This is a genomic window from Catenulispora sp. GP43, from assembly GCF_041260665.1.
Lineage (GTDB): Bacteria > Actinomycetota > Actinomycetes > Streptomycetales > Catenulisporaceae > Catenulispora.
Map to the genome: position 1 here is coordinate 693,571 of NZ_JBGCCT010000002.1, position 20,195 is coordinate 713,765.

19 protein-coding genes are annotated in these 20,195 nt (G+C 71.4%); 6 read left to right on the forward strand and 13 right to left on the reverse strand.

Translation table 11 applies throughout. The features are described from left to right. Positions 1-62: 62 nt before the first annotated feature. Positions 63-1,196 carry a hypothetical protein gene (locus ABH926_RS06860; protein ID WP_370364492.1) on the forward strand — a complete coding sequence of 378 codons (1,134 nt, stop codon included), beginning with the start codon at positions 63-65 and terminating at the stop codon, positions 1,194-1,196. A gap of 71 nt (positions 1,197-1,267) precedes the next feature. Here ABH926_RS06860 and ABH926_RS06865 read toward each other — a convergent pair whose 3' ends face one another. Further along, positions 1,268-2,269: a zinc-binding dehydrogenase gene (locus tag ABH926_RS06865; RefSeq protein WP_370364493.1), complete on the reverse strand. Its 1,002-nt coding sequence runs from the start codon at positions 2,267-2,269 to the stop codon at positions 1,268-1,270. A gap of 120 nt (positions 2,270-2,389) precedes the next feature. Between ABH926_RS06865 and ABH926_RS06870 the strand changes: the two genes are divergently transcribed. After that, entirely contained in the window at positions 2,390-3,106 is a 717-nt protein-coding gene (locus ABH926_RS06870; RefSeq protein ID WP_370364494.1) for a TetR/AcrR family transcriptional regulator, read from the forward strand. A gap of 168 nt (positions 3,107-3,274) precedes the next feature. Further along, the gene (locus ABH926_RS06875) at positions 3,275-3,874 is read left to right on the forward strand and encodes a DUF4383 domain-containing protein (protein ID WP_370364495.1); all 600 of its coding nucleotides are present in this window, start codon (positions 3,275-3,277) and stop codon (positions 3,872-3,874) included. On the opposite strand, the gene ABH926_RS06880 is transcribed toward ABH926_RS06875, so the two are convergent. Continuing rightward, positions 3,814-5,295 (reverse strand): SDR family oxidoreductase, encoded by a 1,482-nt coding sequence (locus ABH926_RS06880; RefSeq protein WP_370364497.1) that lies wholly within the window; start codon positions 5,293-5,295, stop codon positions 3,814-3,816. The genes ABH926_RS06875 and ABH926_RS06880 overlap by 61 nt on opposite strands. 95 nt (positions 5,296-5,390) lie before the next feature. Between ABH926_RS06880 and ABH926_RS06885 the strand changes: the two genes are divergently transcribed. Then, on the forward strand, positions 5,391-5,750 hold the full coding sequence (locus ABH926_RS06885; protein ID WP_370364498.1) for a hypothetical protein: 360 nt from the start codon (positions 5,391-5,393) through the stop codon (positions 5,748-5,750). Between the two features lie 48 nt (positions 5,751-5,798). Here ABH926_RS06885 and ABH926_RS06890 read toward each other — a convergent pair whose 3' ends face one another. Beyond that, on the reverse strand, positions 5,799-6,176 hold the full coding sequence (locus ABH926_RS06890) for a hypothetical protein (RefSeq protein ID WP_370364499.1): 378 nt from the start codon (positions 6,174-6,176) through the stop codon (positions 5,799-5,801). A 10-nt stretch (positions 6,177-6,186) separates the two neighbouring features. Next, positions 6,187-7,098: a LysR family transcriptional regulator gene (locus ABH926_RS06895; protein ID WP_370364501.1), complete on the reverse strand. Its 912-nt coding sequence runs from the start codon at positions 7,096-7,098 to the stop codon at positions 6,187-6,189. Positions 7,099-7,235: 137 nt separating this feature from the next. On the opposite strand from ABH926_RS06895, the gene ABH926_RS06900 reads away from it, so the two are divergent. Further along, the gene (locus ABH926_RS06900; RefSeq protein ID WP_370364502.1) at positions 7,236-8,198 is read left to right on the forward strand and encodes an amidohydrolase family protein; all 963 of its coding nucleotides are present in this window, start codon (positions 7,236-7,238) and stop codon (positions 8,196-8,198) included. 370 nt (positions 8,199-8,568) lie between these two features. Beyond that, positions 8,569-9,096 carry a S26 family signal peptidase gene (locus ABH926_RS06905; protein ID WP_370364503.1) on the forward strand — a complete coding sequence of 176 codons (528 nt, stop codon included), beginning with the start codon at positions 8,569-8,571 and terminating at the stop codon, positions 9,094-9,096. 41 nt (positions 9,097-9,137) lie between these two features. Here ABH926_RS06905 and ABH926_RS06910 read toward each other — a convergent pair whose 3' ends face one another. The 9 genes from ABH926_RS06910 to ABH926_RS06950 all read right to left on the reverse strand — a co-directional run bounded on the left by ABH926_RS06910 (position 9,138) and on the right by ABH926_RS06950 (position 20,194). Beyond that, positions 9,138-11,546, reverse strand: coding sequence for a lamin tail domain-containing protein (locus ABH926_RS06910; protein ID WP_370364504.1), 2,409 nt, complete (start codon positions 11,544-11,546; stop codon positions 9,138-9,140). Positions 11,547-11,733: 187 nt separating this feature from the next. Then, positions 11,734-12,366: a hypothetical protein gene (locus tag ABH926_RS06915; protein WP_370364505.1), complete on the reverse strand. Its 633-nt coding sequence runs from the start codon at positions 12,364-12,366 to the stop codon at positions 11,734-11,736. A 215-nt stretch (positions 12,367-12,581) separates the two neighbouring features. After that, entirely contained in the window at positions 12,582-13,931 is a 1,350-nt protein-coding gene (gene secY / locus ABH926_RS06920) for a preprotein translocase subunit SecY (protein ID WP_370364506.1), read from the reverse strand. 82 nt (positions 13,932-14,013) lie between these two features. Then, a complete protein-coding gene (locus tag ABH926_RS06925; protein ID WP_370364507.1) occupies positions 14,014-14,478 on the reverse strand; it encodes a hypothetical protein in 465 nt (154 codons plus the stop codon). Between the two features lie 33 nt (positions 14,479-14,511). Then, on the reverse strand, positions 14,512-15,015 hold the full coding sequence (locus ABH926_RS06930) for a SigE family RNA polymerase sigma factor (protein WP_370341551.1): 504 nt from the start codon (positions 15,013-15,015) through the stop codon (positions 14,512-14,514). 127 nt (positions 15,016-15,142) lie between these two features. Then, complete coding sequence (locus tag ABH926_RS06935) at positions 15,143-16,525, reverse strand: carotenoid oxygenase family protein (RefSeq protein WP_370364508.1); 1,383 nt, start codon at positions 16,523-16,525, stop codon at positions 15,143-15,145. Between the two features lie 32 nt (positions 16,526-16,557). Beyond that, positions 16,558-17,544, reverse strand: coding sequence for a 2,3-diaminopropionate biosynthesis protein SbnB (sbnB, locus tag ABH926_RS06940; RefSeq protein WP_370364510.1), 987 nt, complete (start codon positions 17,542-17,544; stop codon positions 16,558-16,560). After that, positions 17,538-19,016, reverse strand: coding sequence for a pyridoxal-phosphate dependent enzyme (locus ABH926_RS06945; RefSeq protein WP_370364511.1), 1,479 nt, complete (start codon positions 19,014-19,016; stop codon positions 17,538-17,540). Before ABH926_RS06945 ends, sbnB begins: the two co-directional genes overlap by 7 nt. After that, positions 19,013-20,194 (reverse strand): ABC transporter permease, encoded by a 1,182-nt coding sequence (locus ABH926_RS06950; protein WP_370364512.1) that lies wholly within the window; start codon positions 20,192-20,194, stop codon positions 19,013-19,015. Before ABH926_RS06950 ends, ABH926_RS06945 begins: the two co-directional genes overlap by 4 nt. Position 20,195: the final 1 nt, after the last annotated feature.

Genomic DNA, 20,195 nt, shown 5'->3' on the forward strand with positions numbered 1-20,195 from the left:
TGCCGCCTCTAGTTACCACTAGAGGCGGCATTCGGTCGTCTCAGGACACGAAGGCAGAGACGATGACCTCCAAGACACGGCCGCTGTCGGTACTGCTGGCCGCCGGCGCCCTCGCGGTGACGACGGCCGGCGGCGCCCAGGCCGCGGCGGGATGGCAGGCGCAGCCGGTGCCGGTCGCCTCCGGCAACATCCTGGCCCTGACCAGCCTCACGCCGCACATCACGTGGGCCGCCGGATTCCGGGTGACACCCACCGCCGGCAAGGCGACGATCCTGAATCCGGTGGTGCTGTCCCGCGACGACCGGAACGGCAAGGGATGGCAGCCGGTGGCGACTCCGGGAGACGCGCTGCGTTCGCGCGCGAACGCGATCTCCGCGCACAGCGCCGATGACGTGTGGGTGGTCGGCGACAACGATCCCGGGTCCGCCGACTCGTACGGGAAGCCGATCTTCACCGAGCACTGGGACGGCCGGAGGTGGCGCACCGCGCCGGTGCCGGTGCCCTCCGACGTCTTCGCGGCCGATCTGCTCGGCATCAGTACCCTGAATCAGCACGACGCCTGGGCCGTGGGCACCGTCGAGGTGGTGCGCGGCCAGGAGATCGTGCCGGACAGCATCGTCGAGCACTGGGACGGCACCGCGTGGCAGGCGACGAAACTGCCGGTCGACGCCGCCGCCGCCTACCTGACGTCCGTCACCGCGACCGGCCCGGACGACGTGTGGGCGGTCGGCTCGCTGAACGCGCAGCCGCTGGCGCTGCACTTCGACGGCGAGACCTGGAGCCGGGTACCGGGCCTGCCCGCCGAACCGGGCGGCGGGGAGCTCAACCAGGTGCTCGCCGAGGGCCCGCACGACATCTGGGCCGCCGGCGACGCCGGCTCCGCCTCCGGGCCGCTCGTCGAGCACTACGACGGGCGCCGCTGGACCCGGGTCGCGGCTCCCGGCGCCGGCGAGGTCTTCGCGATCGCCGAAACCCCCTCCGGCATCGCGTTCATCGGCTACACCCGGGCCGACGGCACGCCCTACAGCGAGGCCTTCGACGGCCGGAAGTGGACCGATCTGGGGCTGCCGGCCCGCGGCGTGTTCGACGCGCCGTACGCCGCGGTCTACGGCGACGGGCAGCTGACGGTGTCCGGTGCGTACGACACCTCGGACGGCGCGATGAATCCGCTGATGATCGGCAGCTCGCTGCGCTGACGCGCGGAGCGGTGGGCGTCGGACATCAGGCATCGGGCATCGGGCATCGGGCACGCGCCGGACCCTCACCCCTAGTGCCGGACACGCACCACGAGCTTGCCGGTGGCGCGATCGTGCTCCATGTCGTCGTGCGCCTGCCGCACCTGCTCCAGTCCCTCGTAGACGCGGTCCACCGGGAAGGCCAGCCGCCCGGCGGCGACGGCGTCGAGGATCTCCTGGAACACGTCCCGCGGCAGGTCGCTGGCATCGCCGAAGTAGCCGGCCAGCCGTACACCGCGCGGCAGGTACTCGTTCGGCGAGAAGTCCCGCACGCTGTACTGGTTGGACAGGCTGCCGCCGAAGCAGGCCGTGCCGTGCACCCGGACCGTGCGCAGCGTGTCGGGCAGCGTCGGCGTGCCGACCAGGTCCAGGGCCGCGTCGACGCCGTCCGGGTACAGCTCGCGCACAGCGGAGGCGACCTCACCGGTGTCGAGCAGCGGATGGTCGACCCCGCGCTCCTTCAGCAGAGCCAGCCGATCGGCCTGCCGGGTCGTGGACAGCACGGTGCAGCCGCGCCATTTCGCCAGAGCCGCGGCGGCCAGGCCGACCGACGACGTCCCGCCGCGGATCAGCACCGTCTGGCCGGGCTGGATGTCCAGCCCGACGGTGAGCGAGCCGTAGGCGGTCTGCACCATCTCCGGCAGCGCGCCGAGCACTTCCCAGGGCAGGTCGGTGTCGACGGGGATGACCTGGGCCAGCGGAACCGAGGTGTACTCGGCGTATCCGCCGTCGTAGGTACGGCCCATGTCCCCCATCATCGCGACCACCTTCTGCCCGCGGACCAGGCCGCTGCCGGCCGGGGCGGCGTCGACGGTGCCGGCGGCCTCGATGCCGGGCACCCGGGGGAAGCTGACCCCCACGCTCACGCCGAGCCGGAGCTTGAGCTCCGAGCGGTTGAGGCCGAACGCCTCGACGCGGATGCGGACCCAGCCGTCCTTCTCGGGCGGGAGCGGCAGGGTGGTCGGCTCCAGGTTCTCCACCGGGCCGGGGCCGGAGAGTCGGACAGCGCGCATCGTGCTCGGCGAGGAGGTCATGGGCCTGCCTTCGGCTCGGGAGGTGAAGTCGATCGAGGGTGATCAACATGCCGGCGCACCGGCTTCATTCCCGGGCCCACACGCCGGGTTTTCGCACCCTGATCGGCTAGCGTCTGAGCAATGAGCACCGACACCCGCAACCGCCTGCTGGAAGGCACGATCAAGGCGCTGCGCATGCAGGGCATCGCCGGCGTGTCCGCCCGCACCATCGCCGCGGCGGCCGGGGTGAACCAGGCATTGATCTTCTACCACTTCGGCAGTGTGGACGAGCTGCTGGCCGCCGCGACCCTGCGCTCCACCGAGGAGCAGGTCGCGCTGTACCGGGAGCGGTTCGCCCAGGTGCGCTCGCTGCGGGAGTTGCGGCACGTCGGGCGGGAGGTGCGGGTCCGGGAACGGGAGGCGGGCAACGTCGCCATCCTGGGGCAGTTGCTGGCCGGGGCGCAGACCAACCCGGTGTTCGCGGCGGCGACGCGGGACGCGCTGCGGCTGTGGATCGCCGAGATCGAGGACGTGCTGAACCGGGTCCTGGCCGGCTCGGTACTGGCCGAGGTCGCGGACGCGCCGGGCCTGGCGCACGCGGTGTCAGCCTCCTTCATCGGGATGGAGCTGATGGCGGTGGTCGATCCGGAGGGCGACGACCTTGCCGCCGCGGCCCTGGACGACCTCGGGATGCTCGCCGAGCGGCTGGACCGGATGAGCCCGGTGACGCAGCGTGCGCTGCGGGGCGCGGTGCGCCGGACCGCCAAGAAGGGGCGCGCGGCCGCCGGGCCCGCCGCCGGATCCACCGGCGAATCCGCTGGTGGACGCGCTAAATCGGGTGACTCCGAGGCCGACTGACAACTCCACCGGCGCCGGATTGCGCCAAACGGGTGAACCCCGACCCGCCGCCGACCTGCCCGCCGCGCCACCCCGTGCCAGGATTGAGCAGTCGGTTAAATCACTCGCTCAAAAACCGCGGGTGGCCGACGGACACCGGCGCGTCCGGTTCCCGAAAGGGGCTCTGCCATGGTGGCGCTGCAAGAACACCTTCCCCCCGACCACCGCCTCGGCCAGGTCTACCGCTGGGGCTCGATCCTGTCCGCCGTGGTGCTGCTGGTGTTCGGGATCATGGGCCTGCTCGACTCCATCCCCTTCTTCGGCACCCGCGGGGAGCACGTGATGGGCATGTCGAGCAACGGCCTGCTGTCCGTCGCCTCGATCGCGACCGCCGTGCTCCTGCTGGCGGCGGCCCGGATCGGCGGGAACGTCGCCTCGACGGTGAACATGATCATGGGCGTGGTGTTCATCCTGGCCGGCCTGATGGGCCTGGCGGTGATGGACACGAAGGCCAACTTCCTGGCCTTCGGCCTGTCCAACGTCTTCTTCAGCTTCGTCGTCGGGCTGATCATGATGACGTTCGGCATGTACGGACGCGTCAATCTGTACCTGCCGTACGACAATCCCTACTACCAGGCGCGGCATCCCGACGTCGCAGAGCTCGCACAACAGCAGCTCGCCCAGGGACAGCTCGCGACGGCTCCGGCCGAGACGCTCGCCGCCGATCCTCAGTCCCCGCGCGCCGCCCTCAACAAGTTGCGGACCATGCCGCCGAAGACGACCGCGTGAAACGGGGCCACGGACCACCAGTACAGGTGACCGAACAGTCCGTGGGGAAAGAAGAGGGCGCGCTGGCAGTAGCGAGTGCGCCCTTCAGGCGTGGCCTCGACACGCATCTCCAGCCAGGCCAGGCCGGGCAGCTTCATCTCCGCGCGCAGGCGCAGCAGGCGGCCGCGTTCGAGTGCTTCGACGCGCCAGAAGTCCAGCGTGTCGCCCAGGCGCAGGGTGTGCGGGTCGCGGCGGCCGCGGCGCAGGCCGATGCCGCCGACCATCCGGTCCAGCCAGCCGCGGACCGCCCAGGCCAGCGGGAACGAGTACCAGCCGGTCTGCCCGCCGATCGCCTCCACGGCGCGCCACACCCGCTCCGGCGCGATGTCGACCTCGGCCTCGCGCACGTCGCGATACAGGCTGCCGCCGGCCCATTCCGGGTCGGTGGGCAGCGGATCGCTCGGCGCGCCGGGCACCGAGGCCGAGGACCAGCGGGTCGCCACGGTGGCCTCCTGGACGCGGGCGCGGGCCAGCCGGACCGCCTCGTCGAAGCCGATCAGGCCCCGCGGCGGGTCCGGAACCAGCTCGGCGATCCGGTGGTCGGCGCAGACCACCTCATGGCGCAGCGACTCCACCAGCGGCCTGGCGATCGAGGCCGGCACCGGGGTGACCGCGCCGACCCAGTGGCTTGACAGGCCCGGCGTCAGCACCGGGACCGGGAGGATCCAGCGGCGCGGCAGACCGGCGACCCGCGCGTAGCGCAGCATCATCTGGCGGTAGGTCAGGACGTCCGGACCGCCGATGTCGAACACTCCCCCGGAGCCCACGGCGTCGTCCGGCGCGGCGGCGCTGCCGACGAGGTAGCGCAGCACGTCGCGGACCGCGATCGGCTGGATGCGGGTGCCGACCCACTTCGGGGTCACCATGACCGGCAGGCGCTCGGTGAGGTAGCGCAGCATCTCGAAGGAGGCCGATCCGGACCCGATGACGACCGCGGCGCGCAGCTCGACGGTCGGGATCCCCGACGCGCGAAGGGCTCGGCCGACGCGGAGACGGGAGCGCAGATGCGGCGACAGCTCCGCGGCAGGGGTCCCTTCCGGCGCCATGCCGCCGAGGTAGACGATGCGGGAAACGCCCGCTTCCCGGGCGGCGGCAGCGAAATTGCGCGCCGCCGTCTCCTCGGTCCGCTCGAAGCCGGGGCCGGTGGTCAGGGAGTGGATGAGGTAGAAGGCGACATCGATGCCTTCCAGCGCCGGTTTGAGCGTCTCCGGCGCCAGGACGTCGCCCCGCACGCGTCGGACGCGGTCGGCCCAGGCGTGGTCGCGCAGGCGGTCGGGGTCGCGGGCCAGACATCGCACGTCGAATCCGGCGGTGAGGAGTTCGGGGACCAGGCGCCCGCCGATGTAGCCGGTGGCGCCTGTCACCAACGCTGATGGCTTCACAGTTCCATGGTCCGGGCCCACCTCCGGTGACGCATTCCGGCCACACCATTGAGGAAGGCTCCACCGCTGCCGGACGGGACGCCATACTGTCGCGCATGGGCGACCTCGGATTCACCATCTGGCGGTTTGTGCGCAGGTACCGGGACCCGGTGGTGGGCACGCTCCGGCTCACCGCCAAGGACCGGCGGGGCTCGCGCGTGAAGTACGTGGGCGTCGTCAACGCTCCCGGGCTGCCCCCGACGCCGGTCTCGCACTGGGCGGCGGAGCCCGCGAGCCGGTGGGTCGTGGACGGCATGGACCTGCCGGTCGTCGTCGATCGAGCCGCGCCGGCCAAGATCAGGATCCTGTGGAAGCAGGTGCCGACGCTGAAGCAGTACCGCGCGAATCCCTACGCCCGCAAGGCCACCGCTGAGGCGTTCGGCGGCCAGGACATGACGGCACTGGATCTGGACTGAGCCGGTTCTGGACTGAGCCGGTTCTGGACTGAGCCGGTTCTTCCGGTACTACTTCCCGGCGGCCTTACCGGCCACCTTGAGAGCCCACCACACCAGCGGCACCTGGAGCGGAAGCCTGCCCAGCGCGGCCGCCCTGAGCGGGGCCGGCCGGTCGCTCCAGTCCCGCGCCATCTTGACGTTGGCGGGGAACACCGCGACGAACAACGCGGCGGCCGCGAGACCGCCCTGGCGGCGCGATCTGGGATTCGCGACAGCGGCGGCCACGGCGAGCTCGGCCACACCGCTGATGTGGGTCCAGGTGCGCGGGCTCCCGGGCAGCGAGCGGGGCACCATCGCGTCGTAGGGGCGCGGCGCGAGGAAGTGGGTGGCGGCCGCCGCGGCGAGGAAGCCGGCCAGCGCGCTGTGCGAAGAGGTCAGTCGGGGCATGTCGGTGATCCTAAGAGTTATTGGACTCAGAGTCGATAGCAGCGGAGGCGCCGGTGACAGCCTGCGCCTGGAAGTCCGCGACGAGCCGGTTGTCCTCGCCCGCGCGGGTGACCAGGACGACCCGCACCGGGTCGGCGTCCAACACCGGGATCGCGACCAGGTCCGGACGCGCCCCGGCCAGCCCGGCCGGGAGGATGGCGACGGCTTGGCCGGCGGCGATCAGCTCGAGGGTGTCCTCGAGGACTTCGACGCGCGGGCCGTCCAGCGGACGGCTCCCGTCGGGGCGCGGATCGACGTGCGCGAACGCGTTCCACGCGGGATCGGACAGCGAGATCAGCGGTTCGTCGGCGAAGGCGTCGAGGGTCACCGCGTCCCGGGCGGCCAGCCGATGGTCCCGCGGGACGACCAGCGCCCGCGCCTCCTGGTAGAGCGGGGTGACGCGCAGGCCGCGCGCGGTGATCGGCAACCTGGTCACCGCGACGTCCACCCGCCGCCGGAGCAACGCCTCGCGCGGCTCGTTCCACGCCAGATCCACGACGCGGACCGCGGCCTCGGGATGCCGCGACCGGAACCCGCGCACGGCCGCCGCCACATCGACGTTCGGCAGCAGGCCGATGGTGATCGCGCTGGGTTCGGCGGCCTGGCGGGCGACGGCCGCGGCCTGCGCGGCCAGGCGAAGCAGCGCCCTGGCCCGGGGGACGAACTGCTCGCCGGCGGCCGTCAGGCGAGTGCCGTGCGGGGTGCGGTCCAGCAGGCGGGCGCCGACGTGCTGCTCGAGGCGGCGGATCTGGCGGCTCAGTGAGGGCTGCGCGACGCGCAACTCCTCGGCCGCCCGTCCGAAGTGCCCGAATTCCGCGACGACGGTGAAGTACCTCACCAGGCGCAGATCCAGGTCTGCCGGGGGCGGCGACGAGTCGGACATGTGGCGAGTCTAGCCACCGCCATCAGCACCGATGCCTGAGATGCATCGAGATGACAGATCGGTCTTGGACGGCCCGCGCGGGCCGGGCACAGACTTGATCAAACGCTGTTCTCCCCCTGTGGAAAGGCGAATCAGCAATGCGACACATCGCTCTCGAAGAGGCCTTCTCCGTCCCGCAATGGCGCGCGGAACTGGATTGGGACAACCTCCCGATCGGCCGGGAACTGGTCGCCACCTGGACCCGCAAGCTGCGCGACATGACCGAATACCGCCTGCCCGACATGGACGAGCACGGCATCGACATCCAAGTGCTCTCCCTCACCGTCCCCGGCATCCAGCTCGACCAGGCGGCCTCGGCCGCGCGCGACAACGCCCGCGTCGCCAACGACTACCTCGCCGGCGTCGTCGCCGAGCACCCGACCCGCTTCCGCGGATTCGCCGCGCTGCCCATGCAGGATCCGAAGGCCGCCGTCGAGGAACTCGAACGCGCCGTCCGCGACCTCGGCTTCCGCGGCGCGCTGATCAACGACCACCTCGGCGGCCACTACCTCGACGAGCCGCGCTACGACGAGTTCTGGTCCGCGCTGGAGGAGCTGTCGGTCCCGCTCTACCTGCACCCCGGCGCCCCGCCCGCCGACAGCTGGAAGGTGCTGGAGGGGCACCCCGAGATGTACAGCGCCGCGTGGAGCTGGGCCGCCGAGACGGGTGGTCATGCCCTGCGCGTCCTGTTCGGCGGCGTCTTCGACCGGCACCCGGCAGCCACTCTGATCCTGGGACACATGGGCGAGTTCCTGCCCTTCATGCGCAGCCGCCTGGACTCCCGGTATGGCACGTTCACCCCGGAGAACCCGCTGCGCCACCGGCCCTCGCACTACATCGGCACCAACATCGTCATCACGACCAGCGGCGTCTTCTCCCCCGCCGCCCTGACCGGCGCCGTCCTGGAGATCGGCGCCGACTCGATCATGTTCTCCATCGACTATCCCTACGAGACCACCGCCGACGCCGTCGCGGGGCTCGCCAACACACCGCTCGGCGACGAGGACCGGGCGAAGATCGCCCATGGCAACGCCGAGCGGATCCTGGGGATCACGGTCTGAGGCGGCATCGGCGCCCCGCAGCCGCTTGAGTAGCCTCACCGCGGGGAGGCGCCTCCATCGCCTCCTCGAACTTCTCCAGCGCCTCGCGGGGCCGGTCCGCGCGCAGGAAGGCCCGGCATAGCTCCGGCCTGGACACCGCCGCCGAACACCAGGTCCACCGCGCGCTGGCGGCACGGCGCGCCGGACGGACCAGCCTGGTCATCTCCCACCGTCTCGATACCCTGCGTGACGCCGACCTGGTCGTGGCCCTCACCAATGGCGGCATCAGCGAACGGGGAACCCATGACGAGCTGATGGCTGCGGACGGGCAGTACGCTCAGCTGTTCCGGCTTCAGGCTGAGGGATATCAGGATCACCAAGTGGGGGCGGCATGAAGCTCGACGGCAGGACCGTGATCGGCGGCAGAGCGGTGTTCGCGGCGGGCGTGGCGGTGGGGGCGCTCGGGGTTCTCGCCGCGCGCCGAGCACTGGTCTTGATCACGGTGAGCGGCGGCAGTATGAGCCCGACCTACACCGACGGCGAGAAGCTGGTGGTTCGGCGCGGCCGGCTTCGGACGCCCCGGGTCGGCGACGTGATCGTGTTCCGGCATCCGCAGCTCGCGAGGACGGCAGCGACAGCGACACAGACACCTGCGCCAGCACCAGCACCAGCACCAGCACGGCCGGACGTCGACTGGATGGTGAAACGAGTCGTCGCCATCGAGGGAGACCGGGTTCCCGAGGAGATCCGCCACGCCGTCGGCGCCACCGACGCGGGATCCGTTGTCCCGCCTGGCTTTCTGCTGGTGCGCGGGGACGACCCGGTGAGCCTGGACTCCCGCCACTTCGGCTACCTCCCGACCACCGAGGTGCTCGGGGTCTCGGTACGACGGCGCCCGCGCGCTTCCGCATTGCGGTAGCAGACAGGGGACCCCCGTTTGGAGGTCCCCCGCCTTCGCCCTTACGGCTTGAACTCCACGACCTGCGGGTCGTGGTCGCTCGTCTGGTTCGCGAACTCCGAGTTCACGTGGACGACCTGGTAGCTGTAGTCCTTGATCCCCTTGCTGACCAGGATGTGGTCCAGGACCTCGGACACGCCCTCGTAGTCGTACGTGTACTGCTGGTTCGTCGGCAGGGTGCTGATCAGGTCCGTCAGGATCGACGGGCCGGTGCCGTCGGCGGTGCCGGTGCGCAGCGAGTTCAGCGCCGGGCTGAACTGGTAGTCGTTCAGGTCGCCCAGGGAGACGACGTCGGCGTGCTTGTCGACGTCGAGCAGCTTCTGGATGAAGTCGTGCTCCACCTGGGCCTGGCCGGAGCGCTGCAGGGCCGAGGACTGCGCCGGGAACTGGAAGCGGCCGTCCTGGTTCTGGTCGCCGAGCTTGGCGTCGAAGTGGTTGGCGATGACGAAGACGTCCTGGTTCCGGAAGCGGAACTCGCCGACCAGCGGCTTGCGGCTGGAGCTCCACACCGGGTTCGTCGGGTCGATGCGGCCCGGGGACAGCGTCAGCGCCGGCTCGCCGTGCTTGGCCACCACCTGCGTGCTCGTGGTGGTGCGGTTGACGCTCGGGTCACCGGAGTCGACGAAGCTCACCCGCGCCGGGTTGTACAGGAACACGGTGCGGATGTTGCCGCCGGGCTGGCCGCCGTCCTGGTCGTTGGCCGGGTCGATCTCGCGGTAGCTGTACTGCGGGCCGCCGGCGGCGACGATCGCGGCGGTCAGCTTGCCGATGGTCTGGTCGGCGGCCACGGTGCCGTCGTCGGTGGCGCCGCTGTTGTCCTGGATCTCCTCCAGGGAGATGATGTCCGGCGTGGCGAGGTTCTTCACCACGCCGGCGGCCAGGGCCTGGTACTTGGTGTCCGGGTCGGACGGCGCCAGGTTCTCCACGTTGTAGGTGGCGATCGACAACTGCTTGGCCGAGGCCGGGGAGGCCACCACCGGCGCCAGGCCGCCGTGCTGCACGGTGCCCAGCGTGGCGGCGGCGATCAGGAAGCCGCCGTACTGCGAGTAGTCGATCGGGCCGACGGTCGCGCCGCCGAAGGTGTCGCCGACGGTCACCTGCGGGTTGCTGCCGTCGTCGGCGACGACCTCCAGCCGGCCCGAGGGCGTCTGGTTCTCGCCGAGCAGTTCCGAACCGCCTCGGTAGGTGACGGCCTCGGTCGGCTTCACCGTCACGTACTGCTCGCCGTACTTGTCCGACGGGCCGATCACGCGCGCGTCGTCGACCTCGGCCCGCATGCCCTCGATGGAGCGGTAGAAGTCCAGCACCGAGCGCGCCGGGGTGATCGGCGTGCTCTCGATGTTCGCCCCGCCCAGGTCCGGCGCGTAGGTCGCCGGGACGTCCGAGGCGTTCAGGACGATCGGCGCCGGCAGCGGGTTGCCGCTGCTGAGCTTGGTGACCGTGGCCGAGCCGATCTCGGTGACCGACAGGTTCGAGGTGGTCGCCGTGGTGTCCCCGCCGGCCAGCGGGTAGTAGTTCTGCACCTTGCCGGAGACCAGGACCGAGTCCCCGGCCGCGACGGTCGGCGCGGAGCTGGTGTAGACGAAGATGCCCTCGCTGGTCGCCGGGTTGGCGTCGGGGTTCGGGTCCTGGATCCAGAAGCCCTTGGAGCCGCTGGTCCGCACCGCGGTCACGATGCCGGGCACATTGGTCACCGACTGGCCGTTCTCCGGCGAGATCCAGGTGGTGCCGGTGATGTCGTGGATCCGCAGCGGGCCCGGGGTCGAGCCGCCGCCGGTCCCGGAGCCGCCCGGCGTCGGCGTCGGCGCGCCGGCGGTGAAGTCGGCGCCGTTGTCGTCGGTGTCGGTGCCGGAGGCGTTGCGCGCCACCGAGGTGGTGTTGCCGGCCGCCGGGGCGTCAGCGCCGCCCTCGTGGATGACGGCGGTGCCGTAGCCGACCAGATCCTTGATGCTCGCGTCGGCCGCGCAGTCGGCGGCGGTCTTGCACGTCAGCGCGGTCTGCGAGGTGACCAGCGCGACGGTGCCCGCGGTGCCGGACAGGTTGATCGCCCCGGTGGCGTCCGGCGTCGGCAGGTCGGCGGTCCCGCCGGCCCCGGCCGCCTCGCCGACCAGGTAGGTGGCGCCCGGCGCGATGCTCCCGGTCAGGTTGGTGACCTGCCACGTGGTGCTCGCCCCCGGCGCGGCCGAGATGTACTGCACCGACCACGAGGCCAGCGACACCGGTGCCGAGCCGTCGTTGCGCAGCTCGATGAAGTCGTTCTTCAGCGTGGCGCCGGAGTTTCCGCCGCCGCCGTACACCTCGTTCACGACGACGTCGGTCGACACTGTCGCATGCGCCGACGGCAGGAGCAGCACGGCGGCGACGGTGCTGGCCGAGACCGCCATGGCGGTCAGGGAACGGGTCCTGGACACGGTCCTCCTCGAAGAAAGGGTCTGGATCGACTCGCATTGTGCGGTGCTTGGGCAAACCTCAGGCGTCCGGCAAGCGGGCATCTGGTGCTGAGCGCAACACTCGAGCCTTCCCCGTACCAGGCAGATCAGTCCTCGATGATGGAGGCGGTGGGGGTTTCACCTATGGGGGTTCCGGTGGGGGGCGTGCCTACTTCCCGGCCCCGGTGACCGCCAGCGCGGTGGTCCAGTTCGTCGCGATCGCCTGCTGCGCCGCCGCGAGCGTCACCTTGTGCGCGCACACCGCCTTGTGCAGAGCGTTCTCGACGCTGTCCTTCGGGTTCGGCAGCGGGCCGGGCTCGGGCCACAGGTTCGCGGTGTCGTTGCTGCCGCCGAGTTCGAGGCTGACCAGGTGGTCCAGCTCGCTCTTCGTGCTGTCGGGAACGCCGTAGGCGCTGTACAGGGCGTGCTTGATCCTGTCCGTCGCGGACACCGCGGGCCGGATCTTCGTCGTGTAGCCGGTCGTGCAGATCGTGGAGTCGATATTGGACTGCGTAACCGCGTCCTGGACGGCGCCGGGTGTGCAGGACGGGTCGGGGCGGTAGGTGGTCGGGGCATTGCCGCTCATGCGGCAGTGCAGGTTGGCCGGGACGGTTCCGACCTGGCTCGGCGCGAGCCGGGTGCGGGCCAGCGGGGCGTTCGCACCGCCGCCGGCCGGCGCGCTGGTCCCCGCGGCCGATCCGCTCGGGGTGTTCTGGGCGCCGCTCAACGGGGTGCTCTTGCAACCGGCGCAAAGCGCTGCGACGGCTGCGCAGACTATGAGGGTCTTACGTATGGTCGTCACCGGGAGTCCCCTTCAGGTCGGTTGTTCGCACGCATCTGCGATTCCTCGCCGTATACCGCGAATGGCGACCGCGAACCGTCATCATGCTGGGTGATCATCCACCTCCGTTTCAAGCGGGGGCTGAGTTCCAAAGCTGTGCCGCGCTGGAGACATCGAGGTCTGATATCTCCAGCGCGGCCGTTCTACGGTCCCCAGTCGCTCAGCCGCTCAGCCGCTCAGCGCAGGAAACCCGCGTAATTGTGCTGCTGAAGCTGCGACTCGATCTGCTTCACGGTCTCCAGCCCGACGCCGACCATGATCAGGATGGTGGTGCCGCCGAAGGGGAAGGCGACGCTCGCGTGCAGCCGGTCCAGGGCGATCATCGGGATGGCCGCGATCACCGCGAGGTAGATCGCGCCGGGCCAGGTGATGCGCGTCGCGGTGTAGTTCAGGTACTCGACCGTCGGTCTGCCGGCGCGGATGCCGGGGATGAAGCCGCCGTACTTCTTCATGTTGCCGGCGATCTCGACGGTGTCGAAGGTGATCGACATGTAGAAGAAGGCGAAGCCGAGGATCAGGAGCAGATAGCTGAGCGTGTAGGTCAGCGGGTATCCGTGCTGGGTCACGCTGAAGTGCCGGTTGACCCACCCCTGCCAGCCCTTGGCCGAGTCCGTGCCGCCGGTCAGGCCGGCCAGCATCACCGGCATCTGCAGCAGGGACGAGGCGAAGATGACCGGCACCACGCCGGACTGGTTCAGCTTGAGCGGGATGTACGTGGAGGAGCCGCCGTAGGCGCGCCGGCCGACCATCCGCTTGGTGTACTGGACGGGGATGCGACGCTGACCCTGCTCGACGAAGACGACGGCGCTGACGGTCAGCACGCCCAGCGCCAGGACCCCGAAGAACGCCGGCCACCCGCCGAGGGTGTGCGACGAGAGCTTGATCGCCCACACCGAGCCGGGGAACTTGGCGGCGATCGAGGTGAACATCAGGACCGACATGCCGTTGCCGACGCCGCGGTCGGTGACCAGTTCGCCGAGCCACATCAGCAGCGAGCAGGCGGCCGTCATCACCACGACCATCACCGCCATGCCCTCCCACGTCACCGCGGGGTAGAGGACCGCGACGCCCTGGCACTTGCCGCCCAGCAGGTAGCCGGGGTTGTTGCGGGCCGCGGTCAGCGTCATCGTCGATTCCAGGACCGACAGGCCGATGGTCAGGTAGCGCGTGTACTGCGTGATCTTCGTCTGCCCGGCCTGGCCCTCGTTCTTCAGCGCCTCCAGGCGCGGGACCACGACCGTGAGCAGCTGCAGGATGATCGAGGCGGTGATGTAGGGCGTGATCCCGAGGGCGAAGATGGACAGTTGCTGGAGCGCCCCGCCGGAGAACAGGTTGAGCAGCCCGAAGGCCTGGCTTCCGGTGCCGGCCTTCGTCGAGGCGCCGGTGCAGGCGGCCAGCGCCTTGGCGTCGACGGCGGGCAGCGGGATGTGCGCGCCGAGCCGGTAGACGGCCATGATGCCGAGCGTGAAGAGTAACTTTCTTCGCAAATCGGGCGTGCGGAACGCGCGGAAGAACGCGGTGAGCATCGACGGCCCTCCGTGGGAGCTGGAAATCTTAGGTTGTTGAGAGCGGGGGTGTTGGGGCCGGGCGCCTGTGACCGCCAGACGGCTACACAGCTGCCCTGAGGCCGGTGAAGGTGCCGCGGTGCGCGGCGCGCCAGGTCGCCACGGCGTCGGCCACCGATGCGCTTACTGTGGAGGTCGGGGCAGGCGTGATCGGCGCCGTGGAGGCGGCGGAGCTCGAGGGCACCGGAGCGGGCGGCCGCACCAGATCAGAACCCGGGTTCCCGCCATAGGTGCCGCTACCGTTGCCGCTGCCCGGGATGGTGGTGGGCCGCGCCGAGGACCCCGAATCGTTGAGCGCGTAGGCGGTACCCAGCCCGATCGCCGCCGCCGCGGCCGCCGACCCGACGACCTTGCCGACCAGCCGATGGCGCCGGACCCGCTGCCCGCGGTCGAGCGCCCGGCGGGTCAGGGCGTCGATGTCGGGCCGGCACTCGGCCGCGGTGGCGTCGAAGGCCGCGCGCACCGTTCCCGTGCCGTCCGCGGCGGTCTCGAAGATGTCGGTGGACACAGGTGGGCCGTCCTTTCCTGGGGTGGGTGGCGGTCAGCCGAGCAGCCGTTCGGGGAACACCTCGCCGAGCGCGACCCGCAGCCGGGCCAGCGCCCGCGAGGACTGGGTGCGCACCGAGGCGGAGCTGATGTGCAGGACCGCCGCTACGTCCTCGACACTGAGGTCCTCCCAGTACCGCAGCACGACCACGGCCCGGTCCCTGGCCGACAGATTGGCCAGCTCGGCGAGCAGCGTCAGCCGTACCGCGGAGTCGACGTCCTCGATGACCCGCTCCGGCGGCTCGGCGATCGGCTGCTCCCCCGAGCGCTTCCGTCGCCGCTGGCTGATGAAGGTGCGGGTGAGGACCGTCTGCGCGTAGGCCGCGGGGTTCTCGACTCTGCTGACCCGGCGCCAGGCCACGAACACCTTCACGAGGGTGTCCTGCATGAGGTCCTCGGCCAGATGCCAGTCGCCGCCGGCGAGGAAGTACGCAGTACGGAAGAGCCGGGCCCCGTGTGCGGCAGTGAAGTCCTGGAAGGCTTGCCGATCATCCTTCATCTCCTCTGCCTTCATCGCCCGCGCTGGTTGACGTCCACATATGGTTCAACGCGCGAGGACTCAAGCTTTGTGACAGGTTCAGGAGAGGAATTCTGAAGCGGCTGAAGCGGGTTCCTGCCCGCCGATCTCACTCGTCCGGCAGCCAGTTTCCGTGGAACCCCAGCGGAATCCGCGCCGGCAGGTGGATCCGGGCCAGCGGCTCGGCGGCGAAGTCCTGAGCGGCGAGGATCAGCAGGTCCGCCGCGCCGCGCTCCGGGTTGTGCGTGTAGGCCAGGAGGTAGCCGTCGTCCTCGGACACATCGGGTGCTCTCGGCACGAACACGGCCTCGCCCGCCATCGCCGTGCGCGGCAGGTTGTGGGCCTCGGTGGTGCCGGTGGCGAAGTCGTATTTGAGGAGCGTGTTGGCGAAGGCCGCGTCGGCGAAGGCGCCGTCGAGAGTCAGGGTATTGCGATTGAGCTCACCGACCACCGCGCTGTAGCCATAGCGGTGTGGCCGGGTCAGTACACGTTCGTCGACCCGCGGGAATTCCTGGGCACGGTCGTCCAACTGGCGCCTGGCAACCGTTCCGGCGGTCAGGCTGATGGTCCAGCGTTCAAAGGTCACCGGGCCCGGGCCGTCCATAGTGGTGATCTCGTACGAGCGTGCGTAGCGCAGGACGTCCACCACCACACGGTCGGAGTCCGCATCGCTGTCGTCGTAGGCATTCAGCGCGTGGAACAGCCAACAGGGCTCGATCTCGAACCAACGCACGTCGGCAGGCGCGCCATCGCGCGGCAGCAGCCCGACCCGCGCCTGCTGCGCCGGGTCCCACGAGTACGGCAGCCGGTGCCCGGCGGCGACCGCCGCCTTGCTGAACGTCATCGGCAGATCGAACAGGACCACGTACCGCTCGGTCAGCGCGAAGTCGTGCATCATCGGCCGGTGTGGCAAGGGGATCTCGGTGGTGCGCGTGACCTTGCCGGAGGCGTCGACGACCACGTGCCGCACATGCCGCCGGGACCAGAAGTACGTGATCGCGTGCAGCTCGCCGGTGCGCGGGTCCGCCTTGGTGTGCGCCGCGAAGCCGCCGCCGAGCGTGCCGTCGAAGTCGCAGGGGCCGACGGTGCCGAGCTCCTCGGACAGCTCGTACGGCAGCGGCCCGGCCTCCATGGTGGCCAGGATCCGCCCGGCGTGCCGGAGCACGTGCGTGTTCGGCGCGGCGTCCTTGCCGGCGTGCACCGGGCCGCCCGGCCACGGCTCGCCCAGCGTCGTGGCGACCTCGCGGGAGCGCACCCAGCGGTTGCGGTACCACTCGGCGCGGCCGTCGCGCAGCCGGACGCCGTGGATCATGCCCGCCCCCAGCAGCCAGTGGGAGCCGGGATCGTCGGCGCCGAGCGGGTTGGGGCCGTTGCGCAGGTGGCGGCCGGCCAGCTCGGGCGGGATGCGGCCGGTGACGGGCAGGTCGAAGGCGGTGATCTCCTCGGTGACCGGCGCGGACAGGCCGGTGCGGAAGCGGCTGTGATCCGGCACGCCGGGCTCCTGACTCGATGCGGGACGGTAGATCAGGACACGAAGTCGTCGACCTGGACGCCGAGGCCCTTCGCCCCGGCCTCCCGCCGCAGATGCGCGGCCAGCGCCATGTCGAGGATGCCGAGGCCGAACGGCGAGTAGATCAGGGTTCGATCAGGGTCGCGCCGGAACGATCCCGGGTCGCGCACCACGTCCCCGATCTCGGCGTCCACGAAGCCGGTGCCGCCGCTCGCCTGCGACGCCAGATGTACCGACGTGCCCTCCCGGTTCACGTGATCGGTGTCGTCCACGACGTTCTGCGCGGCCAGCATGTCCGCGACCGAGATGTCGCGCAGCGACACGTGGAGCACCGTGCTGCCCGGCGCGAGCGGCGCCAGGTCCAGGTGCGGCGTGGCGGCGGTGGTGGCGAGCGAGACCAGCCGGTGCGCGGCCAGCGCCTCGGCAGCGGTGCCGACCGTCCGCGTCGCGATCCCGAGCTCGTCCGTCGCACGCCTCGCGAACCCGGCGGCCCGCGCCGGATCCAGGTCGTGGACGGTCGCCCGCACCAGCTGTGGCAGTTCGGCGCGCAGGAAGCGCAGCACCTCGAGGTTGATGACGCCGCAGCCGATGAGAGACACCGCCTCGGGCGCGGGCTCGGCGGTCAGCAGGCGGGCGGCCAGGGCCGCGCTGGCGGCGGTGCGCTTCGCCGAGATGACCGAGCCCTCGATCAGCGCGTCGGGCCGGCCGGTGACGACGTCGTTGAGCACGATCGCGGCGCTGGCCCGCTCCAGGCCGCGCCCGATGTTGCCCGGGACGCTGGCGATCCACTTCATGCCGGCGGCCGGGTTCGGGCCGCCGAGGTACGCGGGCAGGCCGATGATCCGGTCCCGGGGCCGGTCGGGGAAGCGCAGGAATACCGAGTGGGGCAGGGACGTGGCGCCCTCGGCATGGATGGCGTAGGCGTCGGCGACGATCTGCGTGATCTCGCGTTCGCGTCCTTCCACCAGCGCGCGGACGTCGGACTGGCGCAGGATCAGCACGGGACGTTCTCCTCTGGGGACTTGGGCTCGGGGCCCGTGGGACGGTCGCCGCCGTCGGGGAAGATCAGCACACAGACGGAGTCCGGCGGCGGCGGGGCGGTACGGGTGAATGCCGAAAGGACCGCGCCGGAGGACGCGCCGGCGAGGATGCCCTCGGCCTCCAGCAGCAGGCGGCGGCCGGTTTCGGCGTCGTCCGGCCCGACCGCCACGGCCCGGTCGAACCGCCCCAGGGGCAGGTCCGCGAGCCGGTCGCCCCGTCCTGCGTCGTCGACCGCGACGACGCGCGTGGCCAAGCGATGCGCGCGGATGTGGGCCAGGCAGAAGCGCAGCGCGGTCATGCTGCTGGTGGGGCAGTACACGTAGTCGGGCTCGGCGGGCAGCGCCGCACGGACTTCGCCGAGTAGGTCGCCGCCCCCGGTCCCGCCGGCCCGGCGGCTGCGTCCCAGCCGATACGAACCGGGCAACGCCGCCACCAGTTCATCGGCGCACGCGACCCGCGCCGAGCCGCCGACCGGCACGAGCCGCGCGCCGTACGCGCTCGCCATCGCGCGATGCCAGTCGGTGACGGCCTCGGCGTCGACGACGGCGTGCAGCTCGACACCGAAGTAGCAGCAGACCAGAGCCAGGCTCACAGCCAGGTCGGCGGAAGCCGCATCGGCCACCAAGACCCCGCCGGGCACCAGATCACCGCCCCGGATCGGCGCCAGCACCTCGCCCAGCGCCACCCGGTCCTCGATGCTGCCGGTCGGATTGAACCGCTCCAGCTTCGCGAAGACGCGCACGCCGCGCGCGGCCTCGAGCCGGCGCAGCCCGACCAGCGGCGTGTCACCGATCGTCGCCAGGATCCCGCGCCGCACCGACTGCTCCGGCGGCGCGCCGAGCGCCGCGTGCTGAACCGCCCGCCGGCCGTTGACGATGGGGCTGAGCGCATCAGGGGGCGAAGACCAGCGCAGCGAGCGCGGCTGCTGCGCGGCCACCGCGATGTGCTCGCCGGTCCGCGCGAGCGTGCGGCTCCACAGCCACCACCCGCACGGCGTCTGCCGCCAGCCCTCGCGCCAGGCGGGCAGCCCGACGGCGGCCGGCCGGACCCCGGCGATCCCCTTGGCCTTCAGCAGCGCCTCGGTCTCGGCCCAGTGCCGCAGCGTGACCCGGTCGGCCGGCAGGTCCAGCACGCCGGCCAGCCAGCCGATGGCTCCGGGCCGGGGCCGCTCGTCCTGGATGTCGACGCCGATCCAGGTGCCCTCGGTCACCCCGGCCAGTCCCCGCGGCCCGGCGTGCGAGACCGAGCCGCGCCAGGGCGAGCCGGGCCAGTGCCAGCGCCCGGCCTCGTCGCGCGCCGGACAGGTCCGGGGCGCGGCCGCGCGCCGGGCCGCGTCGCGCAGCAGCGCCAGGCCCGAGGGGCTGGTGTCGCGGCCGAACGCGTCGCGCGGCGACGGCGCGGCGGTGGTCAGGTGCAGATGCAGCGCGCTCATCGGACGAACCTGAACCGGGGGACGGCCAGCAGGAAGAGCCCGGCCGCGACGGCCAGCAGCACGCCCGAGGCCGGCAGCACCGAGGCCAGCCCGTCGCCGCGCACGAGCACGTCCTGGTATCCGTTGAGCGCGATGCCCTGCGGGACGTAGTCGGCGATGTCCCGCATGAACTGCGGCATGAAGACGCCGGGCACCATGCATCCGCCGAGCGCGGCCAGGACCAGCACGACGACCGTGCCCATCCCGTTGACCTGAGCCTCGGTGCGGGAGAAGGAGGCCAGCAGCAGCCCGAGAGCGGCGGCGCAGCAGGCCAGTGCGGCGCTGAGCGGCAGCAGGGCCAGCGGGTGCGCGCCCAGGCCCATGCCGAACACCAGCCGCCCGAAGGCCAGCAGCACACCGACCTGGACCAGCGCGACGAGCAAGTACGGGGCGACCTTGCCGAGCAGCAGCTGCCAGCGCGGCATCGGCGAGCTGAGCAGCCGGCGGAAGGTGCCCTCGCGCCGTTCGGCCAGGATCGAGCCGGCCATCACGGTGACGATGAAGAACACGTACATGACCGCGTAGCCCGGCACGTTCTGCTGGTAGACGGTGGGGTATTTGACCGCCGTGGAGCCGGACGGCAGGGCTGTAGTGGCGTCGACGGTGTGCGCGGCCCGGTCCAGGCCGGTGATCTCGGCGACGGCCGACTTCACCGCCGGATCGGACTGGCTGCCCGCCAAGCGGTTCAGCGCGAGGTCGGTCCGGGTCTGGGCGCCGACCGCGAGCACCACGCCGTTGATCGCCGATTCCAGCGGGTCCACGACCTGCCGGACCGCCGAGGGGTCGACCACGTAGCGCACGGAAGGGGCCGCGCCGGACTCGATCTGCTGCTCGAATCCGGCCGGGATCACCACCGCGAAGGCGTCGGTGCCGGCCTTGACCCGGACCTGGGACTGCGCCTCGGTCTGGCTGGTGACCCTGAGCTCCCCGGTGCTCGTCAGGGCACTGAATAGGGAGCGCGCCGCGGTCCCGCCGTCCTGGTCGACGACGCAGATGCTGAGCTTGCCGGAGGAACCGAGGTTGGCGAAGGAGCTGCCCAGGGCCAGGCTCATCACGGTGATGAACATGATCGGCGAGAGGAACAGGGTGATCATCGCGCCGCGGTCGGCCAGCAGAACCCTGAGTTCTTTCTGGAGCATG

Bases quoted from the DNA above. Each gene is read 5' to 3' on its own strand.
- ABH926_RS06870 (WP_370364494.1), top strand. From the start codon at position 2,390: ATGAGCACCGACACCCGCAACCGCCTGCTGGAAGGCACGATCAAGGCG.
- ABH926_RS06895 (WP_370364501.1), bottom strand. From the start codon at position 7,098: ATGTCCGACTCGTCGCCGCCCCCGGCAGACCTGGATCTGCGCCTGGTG.
- ABH926_RS06860 (WP_370364492.1), top strand. From the start codon at position 63: ATGACCTCCAAGACACGGCCGCTGTCGGTACTGCTGGCCGCCGGCGCC.
- ABH926_RS06950 (WP_370364512.1), bottom strand. From the start codon at position 20,194: ATGCTCCAGAAAGAACTCAGGGTTCTGCTGGCCGACCGCGGCGCGATG.
- ABH926_RS06875 (WP_370364495.1), top strand. From the start codon at position 3,275: ATGGTGGCGCTGCAAGAACACCTTCCCCCCGACCACCGCCTCGGCCAG.
- ABH926_RS06905 (WP_370364503.1), top strand. From the start codon at position 8,569: ATGAAGCTCGACGGCAGGACCGTGATCGGCGGCAGAGCGGTGTTCGCG.
- ABH926_RS06865 (WP_370364493.1), bottom strand. From the start codon at position 2,269: ATGACCTCCTCGCCGAGCACGATGCGCGCTGTCCGACTCTCCGGCCCC.
- ABH926_RS06885 (WP_370364498.1), top strand. From the start codon at position 5,391: ATGGGCGACCTCGGATTCACCATCTGGCGGTTTGTGCGCAGGTACCGG.
- ABH926_RS06945 (WP_370364511.1), bottom strand. From the start codon at position 19,016: ATGAGCGCGCTGCATCTGCACCTGACCACCGCCGCGCCGTCGCCGCGC.
- ABH926_RS06890 (WP_370364499.1), bottom strand. From the start codon at position 6,176: ATGCCCCGACTGACCTCTTCGCACAGCGCGCTGGCCGGCTTCCTCGCC.
- ABH926_RS06930 (WP_370341551.1), bottom strand. From the start codon at position 15,015: ATGAAGGATGATCGGCAAGCCTTCCAGGACTTCACTGCCGCACACGGG.
- ABH926_RS06900 (WP_370364502.1), top strand. From the start codon at position 7,236: ATGCGACACATCGCTCTCGAAGAGGCCTTCTCCGTCCCGCAATGGCGC.
- secY (WP_370364506.1), bottom strand. From the start codon at position 13,931: ATGCTCACCGCGTTCTTCCGCGCGTTCCGCACGCCCGATTTGCGAAGA.